A 20,575-nucleotide genomic window follows, 5' to 3' on the forward strand; every position below is an offset into this window, starting at 1 on the left:
AAGGAATCGATGGAAGAGGGGTGCTCGGCCTTCTTCCATCGATTTTTTCACGATAGAAATAAAAGGAGGCCACCCCAATAATGACGACGGATTTTTTCGACCTCATGGAAAACACGACGGGCGTGCGTCTGAACGACGTCCAGCAGCAGGCCGTCACCCACACGGACGGACCGCTCCTGCTACTTGCATCACCCGGATCAGGCAAGACGACGACACTCAATATGAAGATCGGCTACCTGCTGCTTGAGAAGAACGTACCCGCTGACCGCATCATGGCGGTGACGTTCAGTAAGGCGGCGGCACGCGATATGTCCGAGCGCTTCGACCGCTTCTTTTCCACCTTGACCAATGAAAAGGTGCACTTCTCGACAATCCACAGCTTCGCGTTCAAAGTCGTACGAGAGGCACTGCGCAAACAAGGCCAAGCGTTTCAGCTGATCGAAGGCAACATCAGCGAGGACGAATTGAAGAAAGGATTCGACGGACCGGACGTGCCGCTGCATAAGAAGTTCATTTTGAAAAAGCTGTACGAAGACACGAACGGCAGCCAGATTTCAGATGACGACATCGACGAACTGATGACGTATATCAGCCTCGTGAAAAACCGGATGGTCGCCTATAAAGACTTGGACAAGATCAAATGCACCGTCAGTCAGGCGGCGACGATTTATAAAGCGTACGAGCGCTTCAAGAAAAATCATCACAAGCTGCTGCTCGACTTCGATGATATGCTGACGTACTGCCACCAGATGCTCTTGGACGATGCGGCGCTATTATCGAACTACCAGCGTCAGTTCGACTATATCCTGACCGATGAAAGCCAGGACAATTCCCTCGTTCAACATGAAATCGTCGAGCTATTAGCCGGTCCCTCGCACAACATCTGCGTCGTCGCCGATGATGACCAGTCGATCTTCCGGTGGCGCGGGTCTGATGTGACGAAGCTCCTGCAGTTCGAGAAGACGTTCCCCGGTGCAACGGTACTCACCATGTCGCAAAATTACCGTTCGTCACAGGAGATCGTGAAGACGTCGAACCAGTTCATCAAGCGCAACAAAGACCGCTACGAGAAGGAGATGTTCACCGAGAATCCGGCCCACAAACAGGTCGAAATCACGTCGATGAAAACGTACGATGACCAGCTCACCCATTTGATGGAGCAGATCAAACAGACAGCACCGAATGATGAGGTTGCGGTATTGTACCGGAATAACAACTCCGCCGTGCCGCTCGCTGACAAGCTCGACAAAGCCGGTATCGATTTTTACATGAAAGATATCGATCCGAAGTTCTTCAAGCACTGGGTCGTGCAGGACATCCTGAACTTCATGCGGTTCTCCTACAACGATCAGCGCGTCGACGTCTTCGAGCGGTTCCATACGAAATGCAATGCCTATGTGTCAAAAGCCCAGATCGCCTCATTGAAAAGGGGACGGGTGGGGGACTCGATATTCGAGGTCCTCATCGAGAACGGGGTGCCGGATTATCAGAGGAAGGCGTTGAAGACGGCGAAGAAGCTGTTCCGCGATATCAACACGATGGAGCCGCACCGGGCGATCCGGACGATCCGTAAGAAGCTCGGTTACGACCAGGCGATCCGCAAGCTGTCGGAGAAGTTCGGCTTCAATCTGGAACACTTGAACGGGATTCTCGATGTGCTTGAGAATATCGCGTCTGGGCTCGGGTCGCTGAAAGGGTTCGCGGACCGTTTGAAAGAGCTCGAGCAGCTCGTGCAGACGTCGAAATACAACAAGAACAAGAGCGCGCTCACGCTGACGACGTTCCACAGCGCGAAGGGGCTCGAGTATGACAAGGTGTTCATGATCGACCTCGTGAACGGTGTCATTCCGTCGAAGGATGATATGGATCAGTACCGCCTGAAGGATACGGGACCGATGGAGGAAGCGGTGCGGTTGTTCTATGTCGGCATGACGCGGGCGCGGACGGACTTGGAGCTTTTGACGTATCAATACAAAGGCAACGAACGCGTCACGGAATCGATTTTCGTCATGAATGTCCGGAAAATCGTGCAGCCGGCGGTGAAGAAGTCGAAGCCGAATCGACACGTGGACTTTTCTGATGAGTCGCTTGTGACGATGGATGACATCGAGCTCGGGAACAAAGTCATCCACCGGAAATTCGGTCCCGGATTGATTTCGGATTATGGCGGCGATTCGATCGGCATCACGTTCGACGGGGTAGGTTATAAGGAATTGGTGTTAGCCGTTTGTCTGGAGAACGGTTTGCTGCAGAAAGCGGAATGAAAATAGGGGGCAGGCTGTATGGCTTTTCTAAGTCAATGGACCTGTCCCCCTTTTTTGTAGTAAACTGGTAAGAAGAAGGGACTAGGAATCGAGGTGCGCTATGGGACAATGGTCTGTCAATGATTTTCAGTTCATCTATGTCATCGCCTGTGCTGTGTTCACGACATTAGGGCTGCTATTTGCCATTGAATCGAACCAAAGGCTGGGCCGGTTCAAACAATCCGAACGGAAGAAACCTCTCATTCTATACTCATTCATCATCGGTGCGACCTTATGGGGCGCCCATCAATTTGCTGCGCTTTCAACCGGCCTCTCCTTTACGACCGACCATTACCTCCTCTACATATCATGGAATTTAATCGCCTCTTGGATCGGCTGTGCCATTTTGTTGACCGTCGCCCAAAGGAAACTCAAAGAAACAGCCTCTTTCATTGCAGCGAGCATCTTGTTCGCAAGCTTCATCTTGATTGCTGACATTCCCTCTTTTTACGTTTTGTTTGATGAGCATATAGTCATTCACCCTTTATTGTTGCTCGTTTCGTTATTGCTCACGTGGAGTATGACGATTCCGATGTTCCGTTTCCTGCTTTTGATCCATTCAGAGGATTACTCCAGTCGAAAATGGAAAGTATTCGGAATCGTGGCCTCCGGTCTTGCGCTATCTTGTGTGCCTTACATGCTGTTTGTCGGTCTGTTCCAAACGCCGACGACGGACTTTTCCTACCTGATTCCATACGTCTGCATGATCACGGCGAACGTCCTGTTGATGCTTGTGCCGGATACGCTCGGTGATGAGGTGCGTACGACGAATGTGGAGGCGTTCAAGTCACTGTTCCACCACAATCCCATCGCCATTTTTTCAACCGATCCAAAAGGCTATATCCTCGACGTCAACGATCAGGCTGCGTCGCTTACCGAATTCAGTCCGGAAACCTTGAAGAATCTGCACATTTATAACTTGGTCAGTCAAGCGGACCGCAACGCCATAAGTGCTCATCTTCAGGGGGCGATGACGGGGGAAGTCACGCACTTGAACACGACCTTGATTCCGAAAAGCGGAGAGAAGAAATCGATCCGGATCACGGCTGTTCGAAACATTGTGAAAGGGCGTGTCGTCGGGGCGTTCGGCCTTGTCGAAGATATCACCGAGCAATTGCAATCGAGGAGTAAAATCGAATATCTCGCCTACCATGATGATTTGACGGGGCTTCCGAACCGCCGGAAGTTGGAACAGCTGACGATGGAAGACTTGCAGGACGTATCGTTTCTATTAATGGACTTCGACCGCTTCAAACGGATCAATGATACGTTCGGCCATTCTTTCGGGGACAGTCTGTTGAAAAAGCTCGCCGTCGACGTGAAGGAAATGGCAGAGGGTTACGGGGCGACGGCCATCCGGTTAGGAGGCGATGAATTCCTTGTCGTGTGCATGTCGAAAGATGCTCATGCCATGTCGGAAACGCTTCTTGCCCATTTCGACGATCCGCTGATCGTCGAAGGCGTCGAGCTCAGCATCACGACAAGTATCGGCTATGCGTATGGCGGCTTGGCCGGAGACCAGAATGAATTGTTGAAGTTCGCCGATATGTCGATGTATGCTTCGAAGGAAAAAGGCGGTCACACCGCGACACCTTATATCCCGGAACAGTTCAAAGGGAAGGAAGTCAGCCTCTCGATTGAGAAAGAGTTGTCAAAAGCGCTTGCCGAAGAGCGGCTTGAGGTGTATTACCAGCCGAAATATTCTGTGTGTGACGAGAGGGACTCGCAACTATTCGGTGCGGAGGCTCTTGCCAGGTGGACGCACGCGGAATGGGGCCCCGTGTCACCCGCGACATTTATCCCGATTGCCGAAGAAAGCCGGATGATTGTCACGTTGGAGAATCTAGTCATCAAAAAAGTGGTCGCTCAAATGGAAGAGTGGAAGAGGGCTGGGCGAGCCGTGTTCCGCGTTTCTATCAATCTATCCTTAGCGACGATCTTGCAACAGCAGTTTATTCCTTACGTGAAAGCCACACTAAGATATCACGGGATTTCCGGGGATCTGATCGAATTCGAGCTCACCGAACGGATGGTCATGCAGAATGAACGAGAAGTGAACGCCAAGATGAGAGAGATGCAAAGTATGGGCATCACCATCAGTATCGATGATTTCGGAACGGGCTACAGTTCGCTCAGTTATTTGCACCAGTTAAGCATCGACCGCTTGAAAATCGATCAGTCCTTCGTCCAGCAAGACGATGCGAAGGGCATCATCGCCTCGATCATCCAGATGGCCGATAGTCTCAATCTACGCGTTATTGCAGAAGGTGTGGAGAATGAACAGCAGCTGCAAACGTTGCGGGAGCTTGGATGCACGGAGGTGCAGGGGTTCTATTTCGGAAGACCGGTACCGGCTTATGAGTATGAACGGCAGTATTTATACTTGATGAATTCGTGAAAGAACCAAGGATGACTAGTTAAATGGTCTAAGAAAAAGGAGTACAAGGCGCCTCGCGTTTTGTGCTCCTTTTTTATGATTAGATAACGAAAAGGCAGGAGATTGGGCTAATAGGATTGGGCTTCCATTTGTTTACTATTGTAAATTTTGACATAATGGGGTACATGGAGGTGCATCGATGAAAATAGAGAAGGTGTTTGGTCTTCTGAGTCTAGCCTTTATTATCTTTGCTTTTATTGCCTATCCCGTACAACTTTTACCTTACGCTCTCATTGTCGCGGGTATAAACTTTCTGATTGTAGGGTGGAATAGCTTATCGAGAGACCGAGACAAGTCGGGATATTTCTATCTAGTTGTTTCCTTGTTTTTCGCTGCTTATGGTGGCATGAAGTTCTTTACATAATACTGTATCACGGGCAAGAGTTGAAGGAGGGATTGTGTGCTGAAAAGTCCTGTCCTGAATTTTTCATTGTCGATTTTATTACTATTCAGTGCAGCACATGACATCGACAGAATCGTATCAGATGAAGGATGGCTATGGCTGAATATCATTTTCTTGGTGAGCTCAATTGCTGCTTGCGTTTACTTCTTTTGGGCAGGTATAGGGAGTAAGAAAAAGATCAACCGTCATTCTCAGTAGATCGAAGTGTAGAGGGGGCATGTCCATAATATGATTGCAGAGCAGTTGGCCTCGTTGTTTTTATTTGTAGGGCTTCCGCTTTTATTCCTGATCGTCATCGCCTTATTGGTGAATGTAAAGAAACGAATGGAGCAAATAGAAAACAAGCTCAATCAAATGGATCAGAATGAATGAAGTTGATCCGCCCCTGTGATTACCGGCTACGAAGCGAAAAACAGTATGTTACTGAAGAAAGAATGAAAAGAAGGGACAGGTCGAAGGCTTTATAGCCCAAGTACCTGTCCCTTTTTAGTTACCTCACAGCAGAAAAGCCTTGATTCATCTCATTCAAGTTCTCCTCATAATCCGCCGTTTTTCTCACATTCGTCATGATGAAGCGGCTCTTCGGATACGTCGGCATCCGCTCCATGCTGAAGGAAAGATCCTGTTCCGGCACATCATACTCGATATTTTTTGCGAAAAACTCGAAGAAAGAACTCATCACGATGACCGTCAGCCATTCCCCGGCACAGCGATGTCCGGTGTGATGGTCGCCTCCGCCTTGTGGTACGAACGCAAACGGGCTGCCCTGCCAATTGTTGAATCGTTCCGGAATGAACGCGTCTGGATATTCCCAGCTGTCCGGGTGGCGGTTTGTTCCGAAGAGGTCGAGCACGACGCGGGTATTCTTCTTGAATTCATAGCCTTTCCACGTGAAGGATTCCTTCACCTTGGCGATCATCGCGGGCACGAACGGGTAGAAGCGGCGCGTTTCCTGAGCGAACCAGTGGCTGTACTGGCCGGTATCTTCTTTCAAATTCTTACGGGTATCCGGATGCTCGTGCATCGCTACCGCACCGAGCGTCAAGAAATAGGCGGTCGCTAGAAGCGGGCGGAACGAGTTGCTGAGCTCGACAGCCGCGGTCTTCACGTCCCACCGCTTGCCGTTCGGTTCGGTATGGTGAGCCATAATATAAGCGGCCGTATTCGGTTTGGGATTCAACCGGCCCTTCCGAACGTCTTTGATGATGCCCTCAAGCCATGCCTGGTGGCTGTCACGGGCTTTTTTCCCTTCACGGAAGCGGGTGAGGGAGCCGCCGAACGAATCGATCATATCAATCATTTCTTTCGTACGCTGCTGGACTTCGTCTTTCTCAAGCGGAACGCCCGCCCATTCACAGCCGGCCATCGCGAGCACTTCCTGCATTTCATCAAATAAAACGACTTGGTCACGCTTCTCCCATTCACTTGCTTTGGCATCCAAATAACGAAGGGCCATCTGCTTCAGTTCTGTGACACGATCAGGTGTGAACATGGAAAGGAACGTGCGTTTTCTGTGACGATGCGCTTCACCGTCCATACCATGAAGGCTGCCATCGCCGAAGAGTGACATTTTGAGCGGTTTCGGCATTGCGCCTTCGCGCATGAATTTATCGGTATCATAGAAGATTTCGGACGCTTCTTCACCCGCGATACAGATCGCTTTCTTTCCGATTAGGCGGGTCTCGAAAATATCGGTTCCTAATTCTTTACGTTGGTTCGGGAAAAATTGAAAGCCTTCATTGATGAGGGCCATCGTGTTATCGAATCGTTCGGCGCGAATGATCGGTTTATGTTTTGTCATGGGATCAGCTCCTTGAGTGGATATGTACGATTGCACACTTTTTCCTATCTTTACCCATATGGTGGATTGGTAAAACCGATGTTGTAACTAAGGAGTCTTTATTTGCCACTTACCTTACGAAATCATCCTCTTATCCGATTCAGCATGACAGCAAGCTTTTCCAGTTCTATACTAACGTTAAGACCTACAAAGAAAAGGGGGAGCGGAGATGAAAGTCTTACTCGACGTCGATGTGAAGCATGAGGAGACCAGCGTCACCATCCACTGCAGGGAGATGGATGACTCGATCAAAGAACTGCTCGATTTCTTTAATGAAAGGAAGACCGATTTCTTAGTCGGAAAAAGCGGAGAGGAGCAGCACATCTTGAATCCGAAAGACGTCCACCACTTTCACTCGGAAGGCGATCATGTCATTGCGACGACTTCAGATGGCGCTTATAAATTGAAAGAAAAGCTCTATGAATTGGAAGAAAGCCTGCCTTCGAACACGTTCATTAGATTATCCAAATCAGTGATTGCGAACCTTTATGAAATCCGTCATTTCGAACCGTCCTTCAACGGTACGCTGTCGGTGCATTTCAAATCTGGTTACAAAGAATATGCATCGAGGCATTACGTAGTCAAAATCAAAGAAGTCTTAAAATTAAACAGGAGGGATCAATAATATGAAAACGTTTTTATTCAGAAGTGTTGTCGGGATTTTCTTCGGAGGGTTTCTGGCTGTTCTGCTGACATTCGCCTTCATCTTCTTCGGAGACCTGTCCACAATTGATTCAAGGGGATTCGTCACGAATTCACTCGGATCGATTATCTGTGGATGGTTGTTCACGGTCACGCCGTTGTACTTTGAAATCCCGTCGCTGTCGCTTCCGAAACAGACGGCGCTCCATTTCTTCACGGTCATGATCGGCTACGGGGTGCTCGCGTACGGAATCGGCTGGATGCCAACGGGCCTTTCGAATGTGTTGATTTTCGGCGCCATGACGCTCGTCGTGTATGCCATCTTCTGGGTGGCCTTCTACTTGTACTTCAGGAATGAATCGAAGAAAATGAATGACGATTTGCAGCATATCCAATAACTCCAGTGTCCCAGCGGTTCTGACTGAGCCGCTGGGACTTGATTTTTTAAAAAGAAAACAGGAAATCTTCCATAATGGGTGGAACATTAATTAGGTAGAAAGGGAGTGGGGATGTGCGCTTAAGAGATATGACGATCGACGAATTGATTGATGAAGAAGAACGCCTGCAGGATTTGATTGAAGAGGATGGGCGTTATGGATACAGTGGGTTGGTTCAGGTGTACGAAGCGATGATCAAGCGGTACAAAAGGGATCGGGAACGGGAGTCGGTCTCGTTTGTCGAGAAGAAGTTGATTCAGAATCTTATCAACTACGGGGCTTATTTGAAAATGGGCAACGAGAAACGGACGCGGGATGCGATCGACTCTCTACAGAAAGCCATCGCGTTACATAACCGTCTTCCGGTTGCGCATTATCGTCTCGGATTCCTTTACTCCCGTGATCATCATTATACAGAAGCGGCGTCTCACTTCGATAAGGCGATCGACCTGCAGCAAATCGCCAAGGAAATCTATCGTCTGGATGAACGCCAATTGTATTACGCCCATCTATATGAGATTAATAGTTGCCTTCACCAAGCCTATGAAACGTATCAGAAGATGAACAGCCTGGACCTAGAAGAACGTTACGATCCATTAGGTTCAGAAGGGATGTCCGCTTTGTATGAGCGCTTGTTGGAGTCGGATGCGTACTTGGCGAACCGGGAGTTTGTCAAAGTGACGAATGAAGGGGAAGAGTACTGTTCGAAGGCCGAATGTGAAGAAATAGCAGGCAACCCAGATCCAGATCGAGTGGTATTGTACTTCAATGATCGCGGGGTTGAATTGTTTCATGGAAACCTCAGCACCCATCTTCAGTTTACCCGGGCAGATGTGTTAAGAGACCTGATCTTATATTCAGGCAAGCATCCTTTTGACGGTGAGCGGTTAGCGAAACTTCGGGATCGGTTGGAACCCTCTTCGAATAGCACGGTTACACAGAACATCTCCCGTTTGAGACGTCAACTGGAAGACGTGGGATTATCGGAGGCCATCGAGCAAAGAGATCATAAATATTTCTTCCGACCTGACTACCCCTACACCGTCCTTTACCGTCCAGACGAGAAAGCGTCAGTCTGATGACAGGGGTGTCATCGCCCTTATTTTATAATTAATTCATACCAATAAGGGAGATGATGCTACATGAAAACATGGAACCGATTATTCATCAGACAAGGATTCGACCTGCCGGAAGTGAAAGACCACGTATTCGACACATCCCTAGAATCAGAAGGAAACTTATCATTCCTATTCACATGTCTTGAAAAAATCGGCGTCGATTATGCCGAGTCGGGTTCAATGATCACCATTCTGGATGCCGCTGTGGATGAGGAGCGTTGGCTTGAGGCTGTCGACGTCCGCGGGCGAGGTCGCACAGAATCGATGGGATCAGAGCTGATCATCCGTCAGTTTGATACGTATATCAGTGGACTCGTGAAAGAGCTGAACCGTCTCGGACTGCCGACGATTATCAGCTGCGATGGACACGATCGCCGGACGCCGCACATCGGATTCGTCGATGAAGAGACGGCGGAACGAGCGGAGAACCTGATTCGTACTGCGGGAAGAGTCAAAGTCATGAAGCGGAGACGGGACGTGCGGATTTTCACAGAGCGGGGTCAGCTTCTTGATTTGTGCGAGCTCCTTCATTCCCTTGAGGTGGCAGACCTCGAAAAAGGCGATGACTGGATTCAGCGTAAACAGTTTGAAACGGAGCTTGAGCGCTTACTTCAAATCGACGGAGTCAGCGGGGATGAAGACGACATCCGTGCTTTTGTCAAAGAAGAACTGACGCCGTGGTTGGATCAGCTTAAAGTGGATGACTACGGAAACTTGATGGGGAGAAAAGCGTTCCGATCAGGGAACGGACCGACGATTCTATTGAATGCTCATTTGGATACGGCGAGGTCATTCTGTGAGGGGCGGCGGATTGTGAAGGAGGGCGCCATCTGGCGGTCGAGCGCAGGGATTCTTGGAGCGGATGACCGCGCTGGGCTTGCGGTGTTATTGGAAACTCTGAAACGTCTCCATGCGACAAACTTCAATGGAACCGTGAAAATCCTCTGTACCGTCGAGGAGGAAGTGGGTCTCCTGGGCGCCCGTCACGTGGATGAATCGTTTTTGTGGGACGTCGATGCTGCGTTCGTCCTCGACCGGCGAGGAAGCGGTGATATCGTGACGTCGTGCGGAGGATACGAACCTTTCTGTGATGAAGCTTTCGGCGAGTGGGTCGAACAGACGGCGGGGCAGTATAGTCACAGTGACTGGGCGTGCACGACCGGGGGCAGCAGCGATGCGAGAATCTGGGCCTCACGTGGCGTCCAGACGGTGAACTTGTCTGTCGGATATCACATGGAACATACGGATGATGAGTGTCTCGATGTCGATGCCTGCTATGAAACGGTGAACGTGATGGCTGGGGTGTTTGCTGAGGCGAGAGTTCTAAAGAGTGTTCTGAGAGCAGGTGCAAGACATCGGAACCACAACTCATCGGTACGTGCCCTTTAAGAAAGAGTGCTCTCTAACAATTAAAATATGACTATCTAAAACAATAAAACAGGCCATAGAGAAAGTCTCTATGGCCTTGAAACTACTTATTCCAAGCCATTACTTACTGTTGTTTTTCTGTAAAACTTTCAATCCCTGATCCATATCAGAAGCGAGGATATAGTTCCGCTCCATATCAACACCCCAGAAAAAAGCTCCTTCTGGCATGTATTGTCCTGTTTGGACCGGGTTAGCAGGGTCTGTAATGTCGGCTGCGATTAGACCGCCCGCATAGTGAGACAGGTACAAGGTATTGCCGTGTACTTTAGGGTCGTGAACGGTGTTCGCGAATGTGATGCCGTCTTCCACGTTATCCACTAAATCCGTCTTGAATGTACTCAGTTCTTTTGGATTAGCCGGGTCCTTGATGTCAAAAATCCTCGTGTATCCGTATGATTCCTCGTACCCTTCTTTAACAGGGTTGTAGACTTCCCTCGTTTCAATCAACACGTTTCCACCCTTCGCTAAAGCTGCAGAGTGAGCAGAGCCTTGTACGTCTGGTGCATAGTCTGTACGGCCCTCATATTTTACGTTATAAGGGTCAGAAATATCGAGTATGATGGTTCCTAAATCCCAGAAAGACAATAGGGCTCTGTCTCCATTCGTATCGGCCATAGCGCTATGGTTGAAAACAGGTCTGGTTTTCCCATCTGGGGAATCCCAGTGATACCCGTTGAAGTCATCTGATACTTCTGGAAGTGTACGCGGGTCAAACTCATAAATGGTCTCAGGGTTCTTCGGATCCGAGACGTCTACTAACGCGAAATCTTTACGCTCCCCATGAGTGTAATAGTCGGCGTAAGGGTTCGATGACAGTACGAATGGCTTGCCATCTTGCACAGTCAGGTATAATTCATGAGTACCTGGAACACGCTTGTCCATTTCCCAAAAACCGAGTTTCTCAGGGTCATGTGGGTCAGATACGTCATATAACAGGAAGCCGCCCTTAGAATCAGGGTGTTTGCTATCTAATTGCTGAACACTGACAACAGCCAAGTCGCCTTTGAACTCAGGTGTATTCACCTTTTTCACAATCACTTTTTCTTGCCATGTACCAGGAATATCGTCTGCAAATTTTGTAATTTCTACAGGGTTCTCAGGATCCTTCATATCAAAGATTCGGACTCCGCCTTCTCCACCATTCGCCGTATGTGTGCCTAAGTATGCGTATCCCTTGTGAGCATAAACGTCTGCTGTACTATTTTTGATCCCGTCATATTCTTTTAAAGAAACCGCTGCAACTTCTTTCCAATTCGAGAGACTTTTATCCCCTTCAATGACAGGGATATCGTTTAGGTCTGCATCTTGAGACCCTTTTTCAATCCCGATCTCACCTAACATATCGTGAGCAAAAGCAGTAGGTGTAAGTAAAGAGAAAGTCATGATACCAGCAATAGTCGAATTTACTAAAATCTTTTTATTCATATTTCCCCTCCAATTGAAATATTTTACATATACACACTATCACAGAGTGTAATACTACTTCATTAATTATCAGAAAAATAAGACAAATATAATGTCAAAAGACTGTATGAAATGGGCGATACGACCTTAATGTGAAAATGAAGTGAATATATGTACCTAATCACTGTTAACTCTCTTATGGAATTAAGCAAAAGCTGCTGATCAGTTATTGATCAGCAGCTTTTATCTTGATACATTCGCCCGCAAATCGGACAATTGGGCTCTGGATTCGACGACCCGCCCGGTTATCGGACAAATCATCATATAATCCGGACATCCATGATCGGGAATCGGACACCGCATCACGTAATTCGGACAAGCCCCGCGATAATCCAGACATTTGCCCGTAAATCGGACAATTGAACCCCGGATTCGGACACCATCCCCCATAATTCGGACACCCGCCACCCGATCCGGCACCAGTCCGGATTTAAGACAAATTATCTTGTAATCCGGACAACCTCGTTTGGAAATCGGACACCGCATCACGTAATTCGGACAAGCTCCGCCTTATTCCAGACATTTGCCCATAAATCGGACAATTGCATCAATAATTCGGACACCCGCCACCTCAATCCACTATTGACATTGATAATCATTATCAATTAATATATAGCTAACAAACAGAGAGGGGCGATAACGATGAAGCAATGCCTATACGTATTCAGACCATTTACATATGAAAAAGGAAACAAGGGGTGCTCCTGCCACGGAATTCTCAGGTTCCAAATCGGAGAGCAACTCGAGGTTGTAGGAGAGCCGTTCTATGTCGATCACATAGGATGGTACGTCGGAGTAGTGAAAGAGGGGGAGGAGCCATTTCCGATGTCCGCCGACTTCATCGATGAACTGTACGCGAAAGACGCGCTTCGTACTTCCGTCGACCTATCGCTTGAGCTGAATTACCATAACCATAAAATTGATGAAGCCTTAGAAAACAAAGAGGAGGAACTCTTTATGAAGCACTCGGCCGCCTACCAAAAAATCAAGTCGGTGTTATCAGAACCTGCTCTTGTGAAGGGGAGATAAGCCGTGGCTCATATTCTGATCGCTTTCGCCAGTATGTCCGGAAACACGGAAGATATCGCGGACGTATTGCAGTCGCATTTGTCAGAGGAGCACGAGGTGACGGTCGAGGAAATCGACGATGTCGAACCGTCAGACTTGCTCGATTACGATGCGGTACTACTCGGTTCCTATACTTGGAATGACGGGGACCTGCCGTACGAAGTAGAGGACTTTCATGATGATCTCACCGATGTCGATCTGACCGGTCTTCCCGTTGCGGTGTTCGGTTCAGGCGACCGCATCTACCCGATGTTCTGTGAAGCGGTCCACACGCTTGAGAAACAACTGAAAGAAAGCGGTGCGACCCTTGTTTCAGAAGGACTGACGATTGAGATGAACCCGGATACGGACGATGATTTGGAGCGTTGCCGTGCTTTTGCAGAGGCGGTGACAGCCCATTTTTCGACTGTTGGGTGAAAATAGCCGTTCTTCCTATCCCATACTTATGAAAATGGATAAACGCTATACTGAAACATGACGTTTATCCATCATACCTTATCCTAAAACTCAAACTTCACCATTCGACTCGATTCATATCTTCCTATACCATCAGACATCATACACAAAGGAAGGAATGAATCTATGAAAGCAGCGGGCAACGTCACACGGCTCTTCCATGAAGGGGCCGAAATCTCAAGCGAACTGGCGGATCAAATGATGATCGAACTCGGCGGCTTCATCCTGTACATGATCGACCGTCACCTGGAAAAACAATCACCGCGCGTCCACAAGTTCCTATACGAACACGACATCCCGAAGGACAAAATCGATATACTCGCCTTGAACCTGGCGTTGGCCGAACACTTTTCCAGAGGAGAAGTTGGCCACGCGAAGCGGTACATGAAGCTTTACGGTAAAAAAGGCCCGCATCAAACCTTCACCACCTCCTGGCTTAGAGAATGTGAGAGGGCTCTGCCCAAATTCTATTACGTGGCCGACCCCTTGGATGGAGACGTCATCAGAGTCCTAGACTTAGAATCGAAAACGTACCGGTTCGTTTATGTGAATGATTCCGAAGCGGAAAAAGCCCAAAAAGGCGCACTCCTCGCAGGGATGCTGATACCCCTCGGGAAAGGTCTCCATACGACATTTTTCGATTTCTACCATTTTGAGTATGTTGAAGACATATTGGCGGTCATCGCCAAAGCATCCTATCAGGACCATAAACAACATTCCTCCCCGTACGAAGCCTTTTTCCTGGCGCTATCTGAGACCTTGCAGATGGATAGACATTTCCTAGGGATTGACCTCTCATCTCCTATAAAGCAGCCGAACATCGCCCCCATTCCTTTCTGATCCACCTTAGTCGAAAAGTTCATCAAACCAGTAAACAACTATCTTCCTTATCGAAACAGGTCCATATGCTATAATAGGGCAAAAAGAGGCAAAGGAAGGGATGTTATGGGGTGTCCTTCTGGTTTAAGGGACCGAATTCTTAGTCAATTGAAATCGATTTTGAATGAGCAACTCGCTCAGGAAAAAGCGTGTGTTTATTTATTTGGTTCTTGGGCACGTCACGAAGAGAAACATAGTTCTGATATCGATATCGCCATTGAATCCTTATCCCCGATCTCTCCTTCTAAATGGGATGAACTACTCGAGCAAATTGAAGAGTCTACCATTCCTTACAAGGTGGACGTGGTTGATTTACACAATGCTAATGAATCTTTCGTCGAACGAGTTAAGGGTGAGGGTGTGTTATGGAAAGATTACACAGACGAATAGAATCAAAAAGGTCCCAAGAGTTTGCCTGCATAAGGTTCTATGTAGAAGTCCCCGAGCGTACGTCATTACGTAAGGGGATTTGTTTAATGAATCATCAAAAACGAAATTAGACACCCGCCCCCATTCCAGGGTTGCGTTTTATAAGAAATGATGGTACATTAAATTCCTATCCAGCAAAGAGTAATCATTACGATTTATAGTTTGATTTTACGAGGTGGTTATCATGAGTGATTACGTCATTGAACATTTAACAAGGTATATCCTCCAATCTTTACCCGAGCATCAGCGCGCACTTTATACGTATGTCATTGATATAGAAGATCATCTGGCTGATATGGTCGCGACAGAGGGTGAGTTTATGGCGCGTCTCGAAACCGATCGACCTCACCAGCAGGCGGCCGACCATTTAGGCATGACGTTGTTCGAACTATTGCAATCCTTAAAGGATATAGAAGAGCATATCTCGGATCGCTTGGAACACATGGTGCGTGAGGTCAGCTTGATCGACTGTACGCATCTGAAAACGAGAGGGAATCAACAACTGTTTTATGTCCCTTTACCACGTCTAGAAGACTCAAATTCCTAGGAGCTATCAAGAGCTCCAAATTTTTTTGATAAATTTAAATCGTAACCAATACGAATTAGAAAAGGAGAATGCCAAAATGGCGAAGAAGTCTAAAGTAGCAAAAGAGAAAAAACGACAAGAAATGGTGGAAAAGTATGCCGATTTGAGAAGGGAACTGAAAGCGAAAGGGGATTATGAAGCCTTGAGAAAGCTCCCGCGTGATTCCTCACCGACCCGCTTAACGGGAAGGTGTGAAGTGACCGGACGACCACGCGGGTACATGAGAAAGTTCAAAATGTCCCGTATTGCATTTCGTGAGTACGCCCATAAAGGCCAAGTACCCGGCGTGAAGAAAGCAAGCTGGTAGGGCAGGAGGTTGTTCCCATGTATGCTTGGGTCGTGATTGGAGGTGGCGTGCAAGGTTGTTGCATTGCCACCCGACTGCTGGAGAAAAAAGTGAGGCGGGAAGAGCTGCTCATCATCGACCCTCATCCTGAACCGATGCATGTTTGGGAGACATTGACGGAAAAAACCGGGATGCCTTATTTGAGGTCGCCTTCTGTCCACCACCTGGCAGACGACCCTTACAGTTTGAAGAAATACTCCCGGATGCAGGATTATACAGCGCCTTTCAAAGGGCGTTATTCCAGACCACGTCTCGATATGTTCAATCAACATACCTTTGATGAAATGAAAAACGCCGGTGTGCATGATTGTTGGAAGCAAGCGGTTGTACAAGGATTGAGCCCTACAGACAAAGGCTGGAAAGTTGAAATTCCGGGCGAAACGATCGGGGCGGAACAAGTGGTTCTCGCAATCGGTGTGAATCATATTCCCCACTATCCGGTGTGGGCGCAAGCACTATCAAACCGTCCTTCCGTTTCGCATCTGTTCAATCTTGATCAACCCCTACCTGAACAAGGGAACGTGATCGTCGTTGGAGGAGGGATGACGGCGGCACACACCGCTCATACCCTCTCCACTTCTGAACATATTGATGAGGTGACCTTAGTGAAACGCCACCCTTTCCGGATCCACGATTTTGACAGTGATCCCGGGTGGCTTGGTCCTAAGTTCCTGAAAGGGTATCGCGAAGTGACCTGCTACGAGGAGCGTCGTCGTATGATACACGAAGCGAGGCATAAAGGATCGATCACAAGAGAACTACGGGTGAAACTCCAAAGGCAGGAAACAGCGGGAAGGCTGAAGGTCTTTACAGGTGATATCCTGAGCTGTGAGGCCAATGATGATCGTATTCATCTCATGATGGAAGACGAGACAGTAGTCACTGGAAATTCCCTCGTTTTGGCTACTGGTGCCGAGTCTTGCCTACCTGGCAAAGAGTGGCTCCAAACGGCTATCCATCAGTTCAAGTTGCCCTGTGCCCCCTGTGGTTTTCCGGTTGTCCAGTCGAACTTGGAGTGGGCGGAGGGACTCTTTGTTGCAGGAGCCCTTGCAGAATTGGAGATCGGTCCTGTATCCCGAAATATAGCCGGAGCTAGAAAAGCGGCAGAACGTATTGCAACATCTACTTAAAGAGGACACCATCATGAGAAAAAAATTTCCCTCACCGTCCATGACGTGTCCAGGAATCGGGCGACACTACATGCTGATGATAGACGAAGAATCTAGCAGGATCGGAGCAGATTGTACGACCCTCTTCCAAGTTTCATATAAGCAGGATCCAATCACGATGATTGGGTCCTTTTTTTGTATAATGATAGTTTACCATTTTATGTTAAAATGAACGTAAGATTTATCAATGAAGGTCAATTACGTGGAGGTTTGAAACATGACAACAATCCTATATGACTATTATGTAGAACGAATCGGAAAAGGCGAACCGACCCTTTTTCTACCTGCAGCAGGGTTCTCTGGAAACGAAGGCCTGAACATCGCCGAACATCTGCAAGAGGATTATGAAACGCATATGATCGATCTCCCGGGACTTGGAAAAAGCGCAGGCTTGGAAGGCAAAGTAACCAGTCTGACGTTAGCGAACTGGGTCAACGAATACATGGAACAACAACAAATCCACGAAGCGAACCTGATCGGACACTCTCTCGGTGGTGCAATTGCATTAGCGTTTGCCGTACATTACCCAAGCAAAGTGAACAAACTCATTTTGCTCGATCAGGGACATAAACCATTCCCTAAAGCACCTACGTCTGAATTCGGACCATTCGCTTATCTCTTTCCATTCCTGAATCTCGGTGTACAGTCATTCGGGCAGCCTTTTCTAAGGCAGCTTGCCCCGTTATTTATGAAAGGTGACGAGCAAAAAAATGATATAGAAAAACAGATCCAACAATTTTGTCAGATTGTCGACGTTGAAGAAAGTGAATACATCCGAACAGCGATGAAACATCAAGGCGACTTCTCCGTGAACGGTCTGAATCTCATGTTCGGTTACTACAACCTCAATCTTCCAAAGTTGTTGAAGCAGTTAAGCGTCCCGACCTACTTGGTCTACGGAACGTTTAAAGGTCTGAATGAAAAAGAGTACAACAACACTTATCATTACATAAGAAAAATCCAAAAGCACGACCTTCCTGTAACGTACAGAGCTGTAAAAGGCGGTCACTATGTTAACTGGAGTAGTGAATGGTCGATAAATGAACTGGAGGATTTTTTGACTATAGCTGAGTGAATGAAGGTATAGGTCTTTGTATCATAATACATATTTTCAAGGAAAGAGAAGAATGTTGAAGACTCAGGTTTCTGGTTAATTGGTGTAAATGGATGATTTTTGAAACTTTAAAGTGGGCTGTTCGTAATTTATATCAGGGGGCTATAAGTTGAGTAATCAATACGTGACTTATTCGATCCTTGCTGGTCTGGTTACTTTTGTTTTATGTTTCATCATTTTCTATGCGATTGAATCACCGTCTCAATATATTGCGGGACTCATTGTAAGCTTTCTGATATTTGAAATAAGCTTTCATCACTTATTCTACAAAGATAAAAAGAAGCGAGAGATGATGTGACGAGGGGGAAGTTGCTTTATTAGTGTCATTCATCGATAAGAAACTTCTTCATTGTGGGTACAGTGTTGTAAATGATTGTAAATAGCAGAGCACTTCGTTTTTAATCTGGTATAGCGAAAACAAAAATGATAAAAACCGGGGTGAGATGGGTATGTTTTATTTGATATTATTACTTGGTTTTCTTTTAAATGCTGGAGTGTTGGTGGTAGGAATGGCTTTCTACAAGTCCAGGGAGAAGAGTGTCGATTTTTTAAAGCTGTTATTAGTAAATGTATTCGTTTCCGTATTGGCATTGATTTACGGTCTAGTAGGTGGGACTTTGAGTTATGTAAATGAACCTTATGTAGTTCAAACTGTAGGATTAATGTCTTTTGGTATGCTGGCTTTTTGTATGGTATCTCTACTATTATTTGTACGTCAAACGAGAAGTTAGTACTTAATGTTGAAACTCAAAAAATTTGTGAACTATTATGGACATCTCTAGAAGGTTTGAAGGTAGGGGGTTCTTCTCAATAGGAGGGTAAAACATAATACTCTCAACCAAGGGATTGATAGCGTGAAGGTATTGAAGGTTGTAAATGTGGTTTTTGTCATCGTGGGTTTGGTTGCTTGTTTTTATCATTTCTTCATACACAATATAGATTTGAATTTCACTTATGTTCTCTCCTTTTTAGCTTTCATGTTTTTATTTTCTGGTATAGAAGATGTACTGAGAGAAGAGAAGGAAAAGAAACCTTTCAGTTTGTATTTGCTCGTAGCATTCGTGCTTTTTTTAGGTCTAGGAATAGAGTTGCTGAAAGTTCTAGTTTAATTTTGTGATAGCTGACGTTCTGTTTGTGACCATATCCGAATAGGAGGGTTTCATGAAGAAGTTAACAATTTCACTATCTGCTTTAGGTGCTCTGGTCATTGTCCTCTTTTTAACAACAAGCATCTTTAATCTAACTGAATTTGTTTGCTTGCTATCCTTTCTAACAGTCTTTCACACTGGAGCAGAATGGTTCAGCGAAGGGAAGAAGAGGAGAGGTAGCGCTCTTGTGATGGTTTCAGTATCTTCCTTACTATTCATACTTACAGGAATTCCGTTTTGAATACGGGATGTTACAAGGTGATGGGGCGTATGAAGGTTTGGTGGATTTTGTGTATTGCCGCTAAAAAGGAGATCATTTCGTGAAGAAATTTATGACGAACAGTTATATTTCATTTTGGGTCAGTATTCTCACTTTGCCTTTTTTCTTCCTACTAATTAAAGGCTTTCTACCTGTCCCTTTTCACTTGGGTGTCATAGCGGTAGGAATTATGATTGCAGCCACTTATGTATGTGGTATTATGGCTTGTTTTAGAGAGGATGAAAGAAATTCCCTAGCAGTTATTTCTTTCTTGATAGGAGCAGTCAATGTATTCGTTTTTGGTACTGGGTTATTAATGTCCCAAATGGCTTGATTTCCACAGATTATAGAGAGAATTGGCTACATATCAAGGGAATTCTAGAAACTAAGAAAAAGGGAGTGCATAACTTATGAAAGTTGTAATCTCGCTCATTTCTGTTTCGTTACTGATCCTGTTAGCAAGCTGTATCCAAGCTGAAGAAGGAGGGGTGAACACGCCTGAGGAAGCGATTAGGCAAACGGACAAATTCAGTGATATTGATCAAATATATGGCTCCCATGAAATAAGGGGCAATCAAACCCTCATCCTATTGAAGGGAACATACACGGGAGAAGCAATATGGCTTGCGGATGTCCAATTCGTTAAAGCTAAAAACCATTGGGTACTAGAAGGCCTAACCAATATGAAAGTGCCTACAAAAGACATGGGTTCTTTTGTAACTAGAATTGAATCTGGAGAAGGGTATAAAGCAGGGTATATCAAAGACGGATCCAACGAGTTACAGGCAAAAGCGGACACTACAATTATAGATTTGGATGATCATGAAGGATGGGGTGTCTGGATTCAAAAAGCAAAAAGTAATGATTGAGAATAAACTCATCCCGGTTAAAAGGACGATTACATGTACTTAATCACAACCTTGCTAACTCTTTTTCTTTTGATACTTCTAGTGATTGTGTACCAAGCAACTAATTCTAATGAAAAGAATGCTAAGGTACTCTTAATGATTGGTGTATTTCATCCTTTGATGGTTATTGGATTGTAATAG

General features: G+C 46.6%; 24 protein-coding genes. 22 read left to right on the plus strand and 2 right to left on the minus strand.

The features are described from left to right. Positions 1 to 80 precede the first annotated feature (80 nt). The 5 genes from H0266_RS14930 to H0266_RS14950 all read left to right on the plus strand — a co-directional run bounded on the left by H0266_RS14930 (position 81) and on the right by H0266_RS14950 (position 5,515). Positions 81 to 2,264, plus strand: a complete 2,184-nt coding sequence (locus H0266_RS14930; protein WP_181473221.1) for an ATP-dependent helicase — start codon at positions 81 to 83, stop codon at positions 2,262 to 2,264. A gap of 100 nt (positions 2,265 to 2,364) precedes the next feature. Next, the gene (locus H0266_RS14935; protein ID WP_181473222.1) at positions 2,365 to 4,701 is read left to right on the plus strand and encodes a GGDEF domain-containing phosphodiesterase; all 2,337 of its coding nucleotides are present in this window, start codon (positions 2,365 to 2,367) and stop codon (positions 4,699 to 4,701) included. A 178-nt stretch (positions 4,702 to 4,879) separates the two neighbouring features. Further along, on the plus strand, positions 4,880 to 5,104 hold the full coding sequence (locus H0266_RS14940) for a hypothetical protein (RefSeq protein WP_181473223.1): 225 nt from the start codon (positions 4,880 to 4,882) through the stop codon (positions 5,102 to 5,104). A gap of 36 nt (positions 5,105 to 5,140) precedes the next feature. Continuing rightward, positions 5,141 to 5,341, plus strand: coding sequence for a hypothetical protein (locus H0266_RS14945; RefSeq protein ID WP_181473224.1), 201 nt, complete (start codon positions 5,141 to 5,143; stop codon positions 5,339 to 5,341). 30 nt (positions 5,342 to 5,371) lie between these two features. Next, a complete protein-coding gene (locus tag H0266_RS14950) occupies positions 5,372 to 5,515 on the plus strand; it encodes a hypothetical protein (RefSeq protein ID WP_181473225.1) in 144 nt (47 codons plus the stop codon). 118 nt (positions 5,516 to 5,633) lie between these two features. Here the strand turns inward: H0266_RS14950 and H0266_RS14955 are convergent, their stop codons facing one another. After that, positions 5,634 to 6,944, minus strand: coding sequence for a cytochrome P450 (locus H0266_RS14955; RefSeq protein WP_181473226.1), 1,311 nt, complete (start codon positions 6,942 to 6,944; stop codon positions 5,634 to 5,636). Positions 6,945 to 7,152: 208 nt separating this feature from the next. Between H0266_RS14955 and H0266_RS14960 the strand changes: the two genes are divergently transcribed. From H0266_RS14960 to H0266_RS14975, 4 genes are all read left to right on the plus strand, one after another. Further along, the gene (locus H0266_RS14960; RefSeq protein WP_181473227.1) at positions 7,153 to 7,608 is read left to right on the plus strand and encodes a LytTR family DNA-binding domain-containing protein; all 456 of its coding nucleotides are present in this window, start codon (positions 7,153 to 7,155) and stop codon (positions 7,606 to 7,608) included. A gap of 1 nt (position 7,609) precedes the next feature. After that, on the plus strand, positions 7,610 to 8,023 hold the full coding sequence (locus H0266_RS14965; protein ID WP_181473228.1) for a DUF3021 domain-containing protein: 414 nt from the start codon (positions 7,610 to 7,612) through the stop codon (positions 8,021 to 8,023). Between the two features lie 113 nt (positions 8,024 to 8,136). Continuing rightward, complete coding sequence (locus tag H0266_RS14970) at positions 8,137 to 9,141, plus strand: hypothetical protein (protein ID WP_181473229.1); 1,005 nt, start codon at positions 8,137 to 8,139, stop codon at positions 9,139 to 9,141. A 63-nt stretch (positions 9,142 to 9,204) separates the two neighbouring features. Further along, positions 9,205 to 10,569, plus strand: a complete 1,365-nt coding sequence (locus H0266_RS14975) for a M20/M25/M40 family metallo-hydrolase (protein WP_181473230.1) — start codon at positions 9,205 to 9,207, stop codon at positions 10,567 to 10,569. A gap of 99 nt (positions 10,570 to 10,668) precedes the next feature. On the opposite strand, the gene H0266_RS14980 is transcribed toward H0266_RS14975, so the two are convergent. Beyond that, complete coding sequence (locus H0266_RS14980; protein WP_181473231.1) at positions 10,669 to 12,033, minus strand: LVIVD repeat-containing protein; 1,365 nt, start codon at positions 12,031 to 12,033, stop codon at positions 10,669 to 10,671. 681 nt (positions 12,034 to 12,714) lie between these two features. On the opposite strand from H0266_RS14980, the gene H0266_RS14985 reads away from it, so the two are divergent. The 13 genes from H0266_RS14985 (at position 12,715) to H0266_RS15045 (ending at position 20,395) form a co-directional block, all read left to right on the plus strand. Beyond that, positions 12,715 to 13,101 (plus strand): hypothetical protein, encoded by a 387-nt coding sequence (locus H0266_RS14985; protein WP_181473232.1) that lies wholly within the window; start codon positions 12,715 to 12,717, stop codon positions 13,099 to 13,101. Positions 13,102 to 13,104: 3 nt separating this feature from the next. Further along, on the plus strand, positions 13,105 to 13,557 hold the full coding sequence (locus tag H0266_RS14990) for a flavodoxin (RefSeq protein ID WP_181473233.1): 453 nt from the start codon (positions 13,105 to 13,107) through the stop codon (positions 13,555 to 13,557). A 165-nt stretch (positions 13,558 to 13,722) separates the two neighbouring features. Beyond that, the gene (locus H0266_RS14995; RefSeq protein ID WP_181473234.1) at positions 13,723 to 14,436 is read left to right on the plus strand and encodes a hypothetical protein; all 714 of its coding nucleotides are present in this window, start codon (positions 13,723 to 13,725) and stop codon (positions 14,434 to 14,436) included. A gap of 105 nt (positions 14,437 to 14,541) precedes the next feature. Further along, positions 14,542 to 14,865: a nucleotidyltransferase family protein gene (locus tag H0266_RS15000; protein WP_181473235.1), complete on the plus strand. Its 324-nt coding sequence runs from the start codon at positions 14,542 to 14,544 to the stop codon at positions 14,863 to 14,865. Between the two features lie 223 nt (positions 14,866 to 15,088). After that, complete coding sequence (locus tag H0266_RS15005; RefSeq protein ID WP_181473236.1) at positions 15,089 to 15,451, plus strand: hypothetical protein; 363 nt, start codon at positions 15,089 to 15,091, stop codon at positions 15,449 to 15,451. A gap of 76 nt (positions 15,452 to 15,527) precedes the next feature. Next, entirely contained in the window at positions 15,528 to 15,797 is a 270-nt protein-coding gene (gene rpsN, locus H0266_RS15010) for a 30S ribosomal protein S14 (RefSeq protein WP_181473237.1), read from the plus strand. Positions 15,798 to 15,814: 17 nt separating this feature from the next. After that, the gene (locus tag H0266_RS15015; RefSeq protein ID WP_181473238.1) at positions 15,815 to 16,966 is read left to right on the plus strand and encodes an FAD/NAD(P)-binding protein; all 1,152 of its coding nucleotides are present in this window, start codon (positions 15,815 to 15,817) and stop codon (positions 16,964 to 16,966) included. 256 nt (positions 16,967 to 17,222) lie between these two features. Further along, the gene (locus H0266_RS15020) at positions 17,223 to 18,080 is read left to right on the plus strand and encodes an alpha/beta fold hydrolase (protein ID WP_181473239.1); all 858 of its coding nucleotides are present in this window, start codon (positions 17,223 to 17,225) and stop codon (positions 18,078 to 18,080) included. Between the two features lie 148 nt (positions 18,081 to 18,228). Continuing rightward, positions 18,229 to 18,417 (plus strand): hypothetical protein, encoded by a 189-nt coding sequence (locus tag H0266_RS15025; RefSeq protein WP_181473240.1) that lies wholly within the window; start codon positions 18,229 to 18,231, stop codon positions 18,415 to 18,417. Positions 18,418 to 18,562: 145 nt separating this feature from the next. Beyond that, positions 18,563 to 18,850, plus strand: coding sequence for a hypothetical protein (locus tag H0266_RS15030; protein WP_220127289.1), 288 nt, complete (start codon positions 18,563 to 18,565; stop codon positions 18,848 to 18,850). Positions 18,851 to 19,280: 430 nt separating this feature from the next. After that, the gene (locus tag H0266_RS15035) at positions 19,281 to 19,508 is read left to right on the plus strand and encodes a hypothetical protein (protein ID WP_181473242.1); all 228 of its coding nucleotides are present in this window, start codon (positions 19,281 to 19,283) and stop codon (positions 19,506 to 19,508) included. A gap of 79 nt (positions 19,509 to 19,587) precedes the next feature. Beyond that, positions 19,588 to 19,860 carry a hypothetical protein gene (locus H0266_RS15040; protein ID WP_181473243.1) on the plus strand — a complete coding sequence of 91 codons (273 nt, stop codon included), beginning with the start codon at positions 19,588 to 19,590 and terminating at the stop codon, positions 19,858 to 19,860. 76 nt (positions 19,861 to 19,936) lie between these two features. After that, positions 19,937 to 20,395 (plus strand): hypothetical protein, encoded by a 459-nt coding sequence (locus H0266_RS15045; RefSeq protein WP_181473244.1) that lies wholly within the window; start codon positions 19,937 to 19,939, stop codon positions 20,393 to 20,395. Positions 20,396 to 20,575 lie beyond the last annotated feature (180 nt).

The organism is Halobacillus locisalis, assembly GCF_013694105.1.
GTDB classification, from domain to species: domain Bacteria; phylum Bacillota; class Bacilli; order Bacillales; family Halobacillaceae; genus Halobacillus; species Halobacillus locisalis.

Excerpts from the sequence above, each read along its gene's own strand:
- H0266_RS14930 (WP_181473221.1), top strand. The coding sequence starts at position 81 with ATGACGACGGATTTTTTCGACCTCATGGAAAACACGACGGGCGTGCGT.
- H0266_RS14935 (WP_181473222.1), top strand. The coding sequence starts at position 2,365 with ATGGGACAATGGTCTGTCAATGATTTTCAGTTCATCTATGTCATCGCC.
- H0266_RS14940 (WP_181473223.1), top strand. The coding sequence starts at position 4,880 with ATGAAAATAGAGAAGGTGTTTGGTCTTCTGAGTCTAGCCTTTATTATC.
- H0266_RS14950 (WP_181473225.1), top strand. The coding sequence starts at position 5,372 with ATGATTGCAGAGCAGTTGGCCTCGTTGTTTTTATTTGTAGGGCTTCCG.
- H0266_RS14955 (WP_181473226.1), bottom strand. The coding sequence starts at position 6,944 with ATGACAAAACATAAACCGATCATTCGCGCCGAACGATTCGATAACACG.
- H0266_RS14960 (WP_181473227.1), top strand. The coding sequence starts at position 7,153 with ATGAAAGTCTTACTCGACGTCGATGTGAAGCATGAGGAGACCAGCGTC.
- H0266_RS14965 (WP_181473228.1), top strand. The coding sequence starts at position 7,610 with ATGAAAACGTTTTTATTCAGAAGTGTTGTCGGGATTTTCTTCGGAGGG.
- H0266_RS14975 (WP_181473230.1), top strand. The coding sequence starts at position 9,205 with ATGAAAACATGGAACCGATTATTCATCAGACAAGGATTCGACCTGCCG.
- H0266_RS14980 (WP_181473231.1), bottom strand. The coding sequence starts at position 12,033 with ATGAATAAAAAGATTTTAGTAAATTCGACTATTGCTGGTATCATGACT.
- H0266_RS14985 (WP_181473232.1), top strand. The coding sequence starts at position 12,715 with ATGAAGCAATGCCTATACGTATTCAGACCATTTACATATGAAAAAGGA.
- H0266_RS14995 (WP_181473234.1), top strand. The coding sequence starts at position 13,723 with ATGAAAGCAGCGGGCAACGTCACACGGCTCTTCCATGAAGGGGCCGAA.
- H0266_RS15000 (WP_181473235.1), top strand. The coding sequence starts at position 14,542 with ATGGGGTGTCCTTCTGGTTTAAGGGACCGAATTCTTAGTCAATTGAAA.
- H0266_RS15005 (WP_181473236.1), top strand. The coding sequence starts at position 15,089 with ATGAGTGATTACGTCATTGAACATTTAACAAGGTATATCCTCCAATCT.
- rpsN (WP_181473237.1), top strand. The coding sequence starts at position 15,528 with ATGGCGAAGAAGTCTAAAGTAGCAAAAGAGAAAAAACGACAAGAAATG.
- H0266_RS15015 (WP_181473238.1), top strand. The coding sequence starts at position 15,815 with ATGTATGCTTGGGTCGTGATTGGAGGTGGCGTGCAAGGTTGTTGCATT.
- H0266_RS15020 (WP_181473239.1), top strand. The coding sequence starts at position 17,223 with ATGACAACAATCCTATATGACTATTATGTAGAACGAATCGGAAAAGGC.
- H0266_RS15030 (WP_220127289.1), top strand. The coding sequence starts at position 18,563 with ATGGGTATGTTTTATTTGATATTATTACTTGGTTTTCTTTTAAATGCT.
- H0266_RS15035 (WP_181473242.1), top strand. The coding sequence starts at position 19,281 with ATGAAGAAGTTAACAATTTCACTATCTGCTTTAGGTGCTCTGGTCATT.
- H0266_RS15045 (WP_181473244.1), top strand. The coding sequence starts at position 19,937 with ATGAAAGTTGTAATCTCGCTCATTTCTGTTTCGTTACTGATCCTGTTA.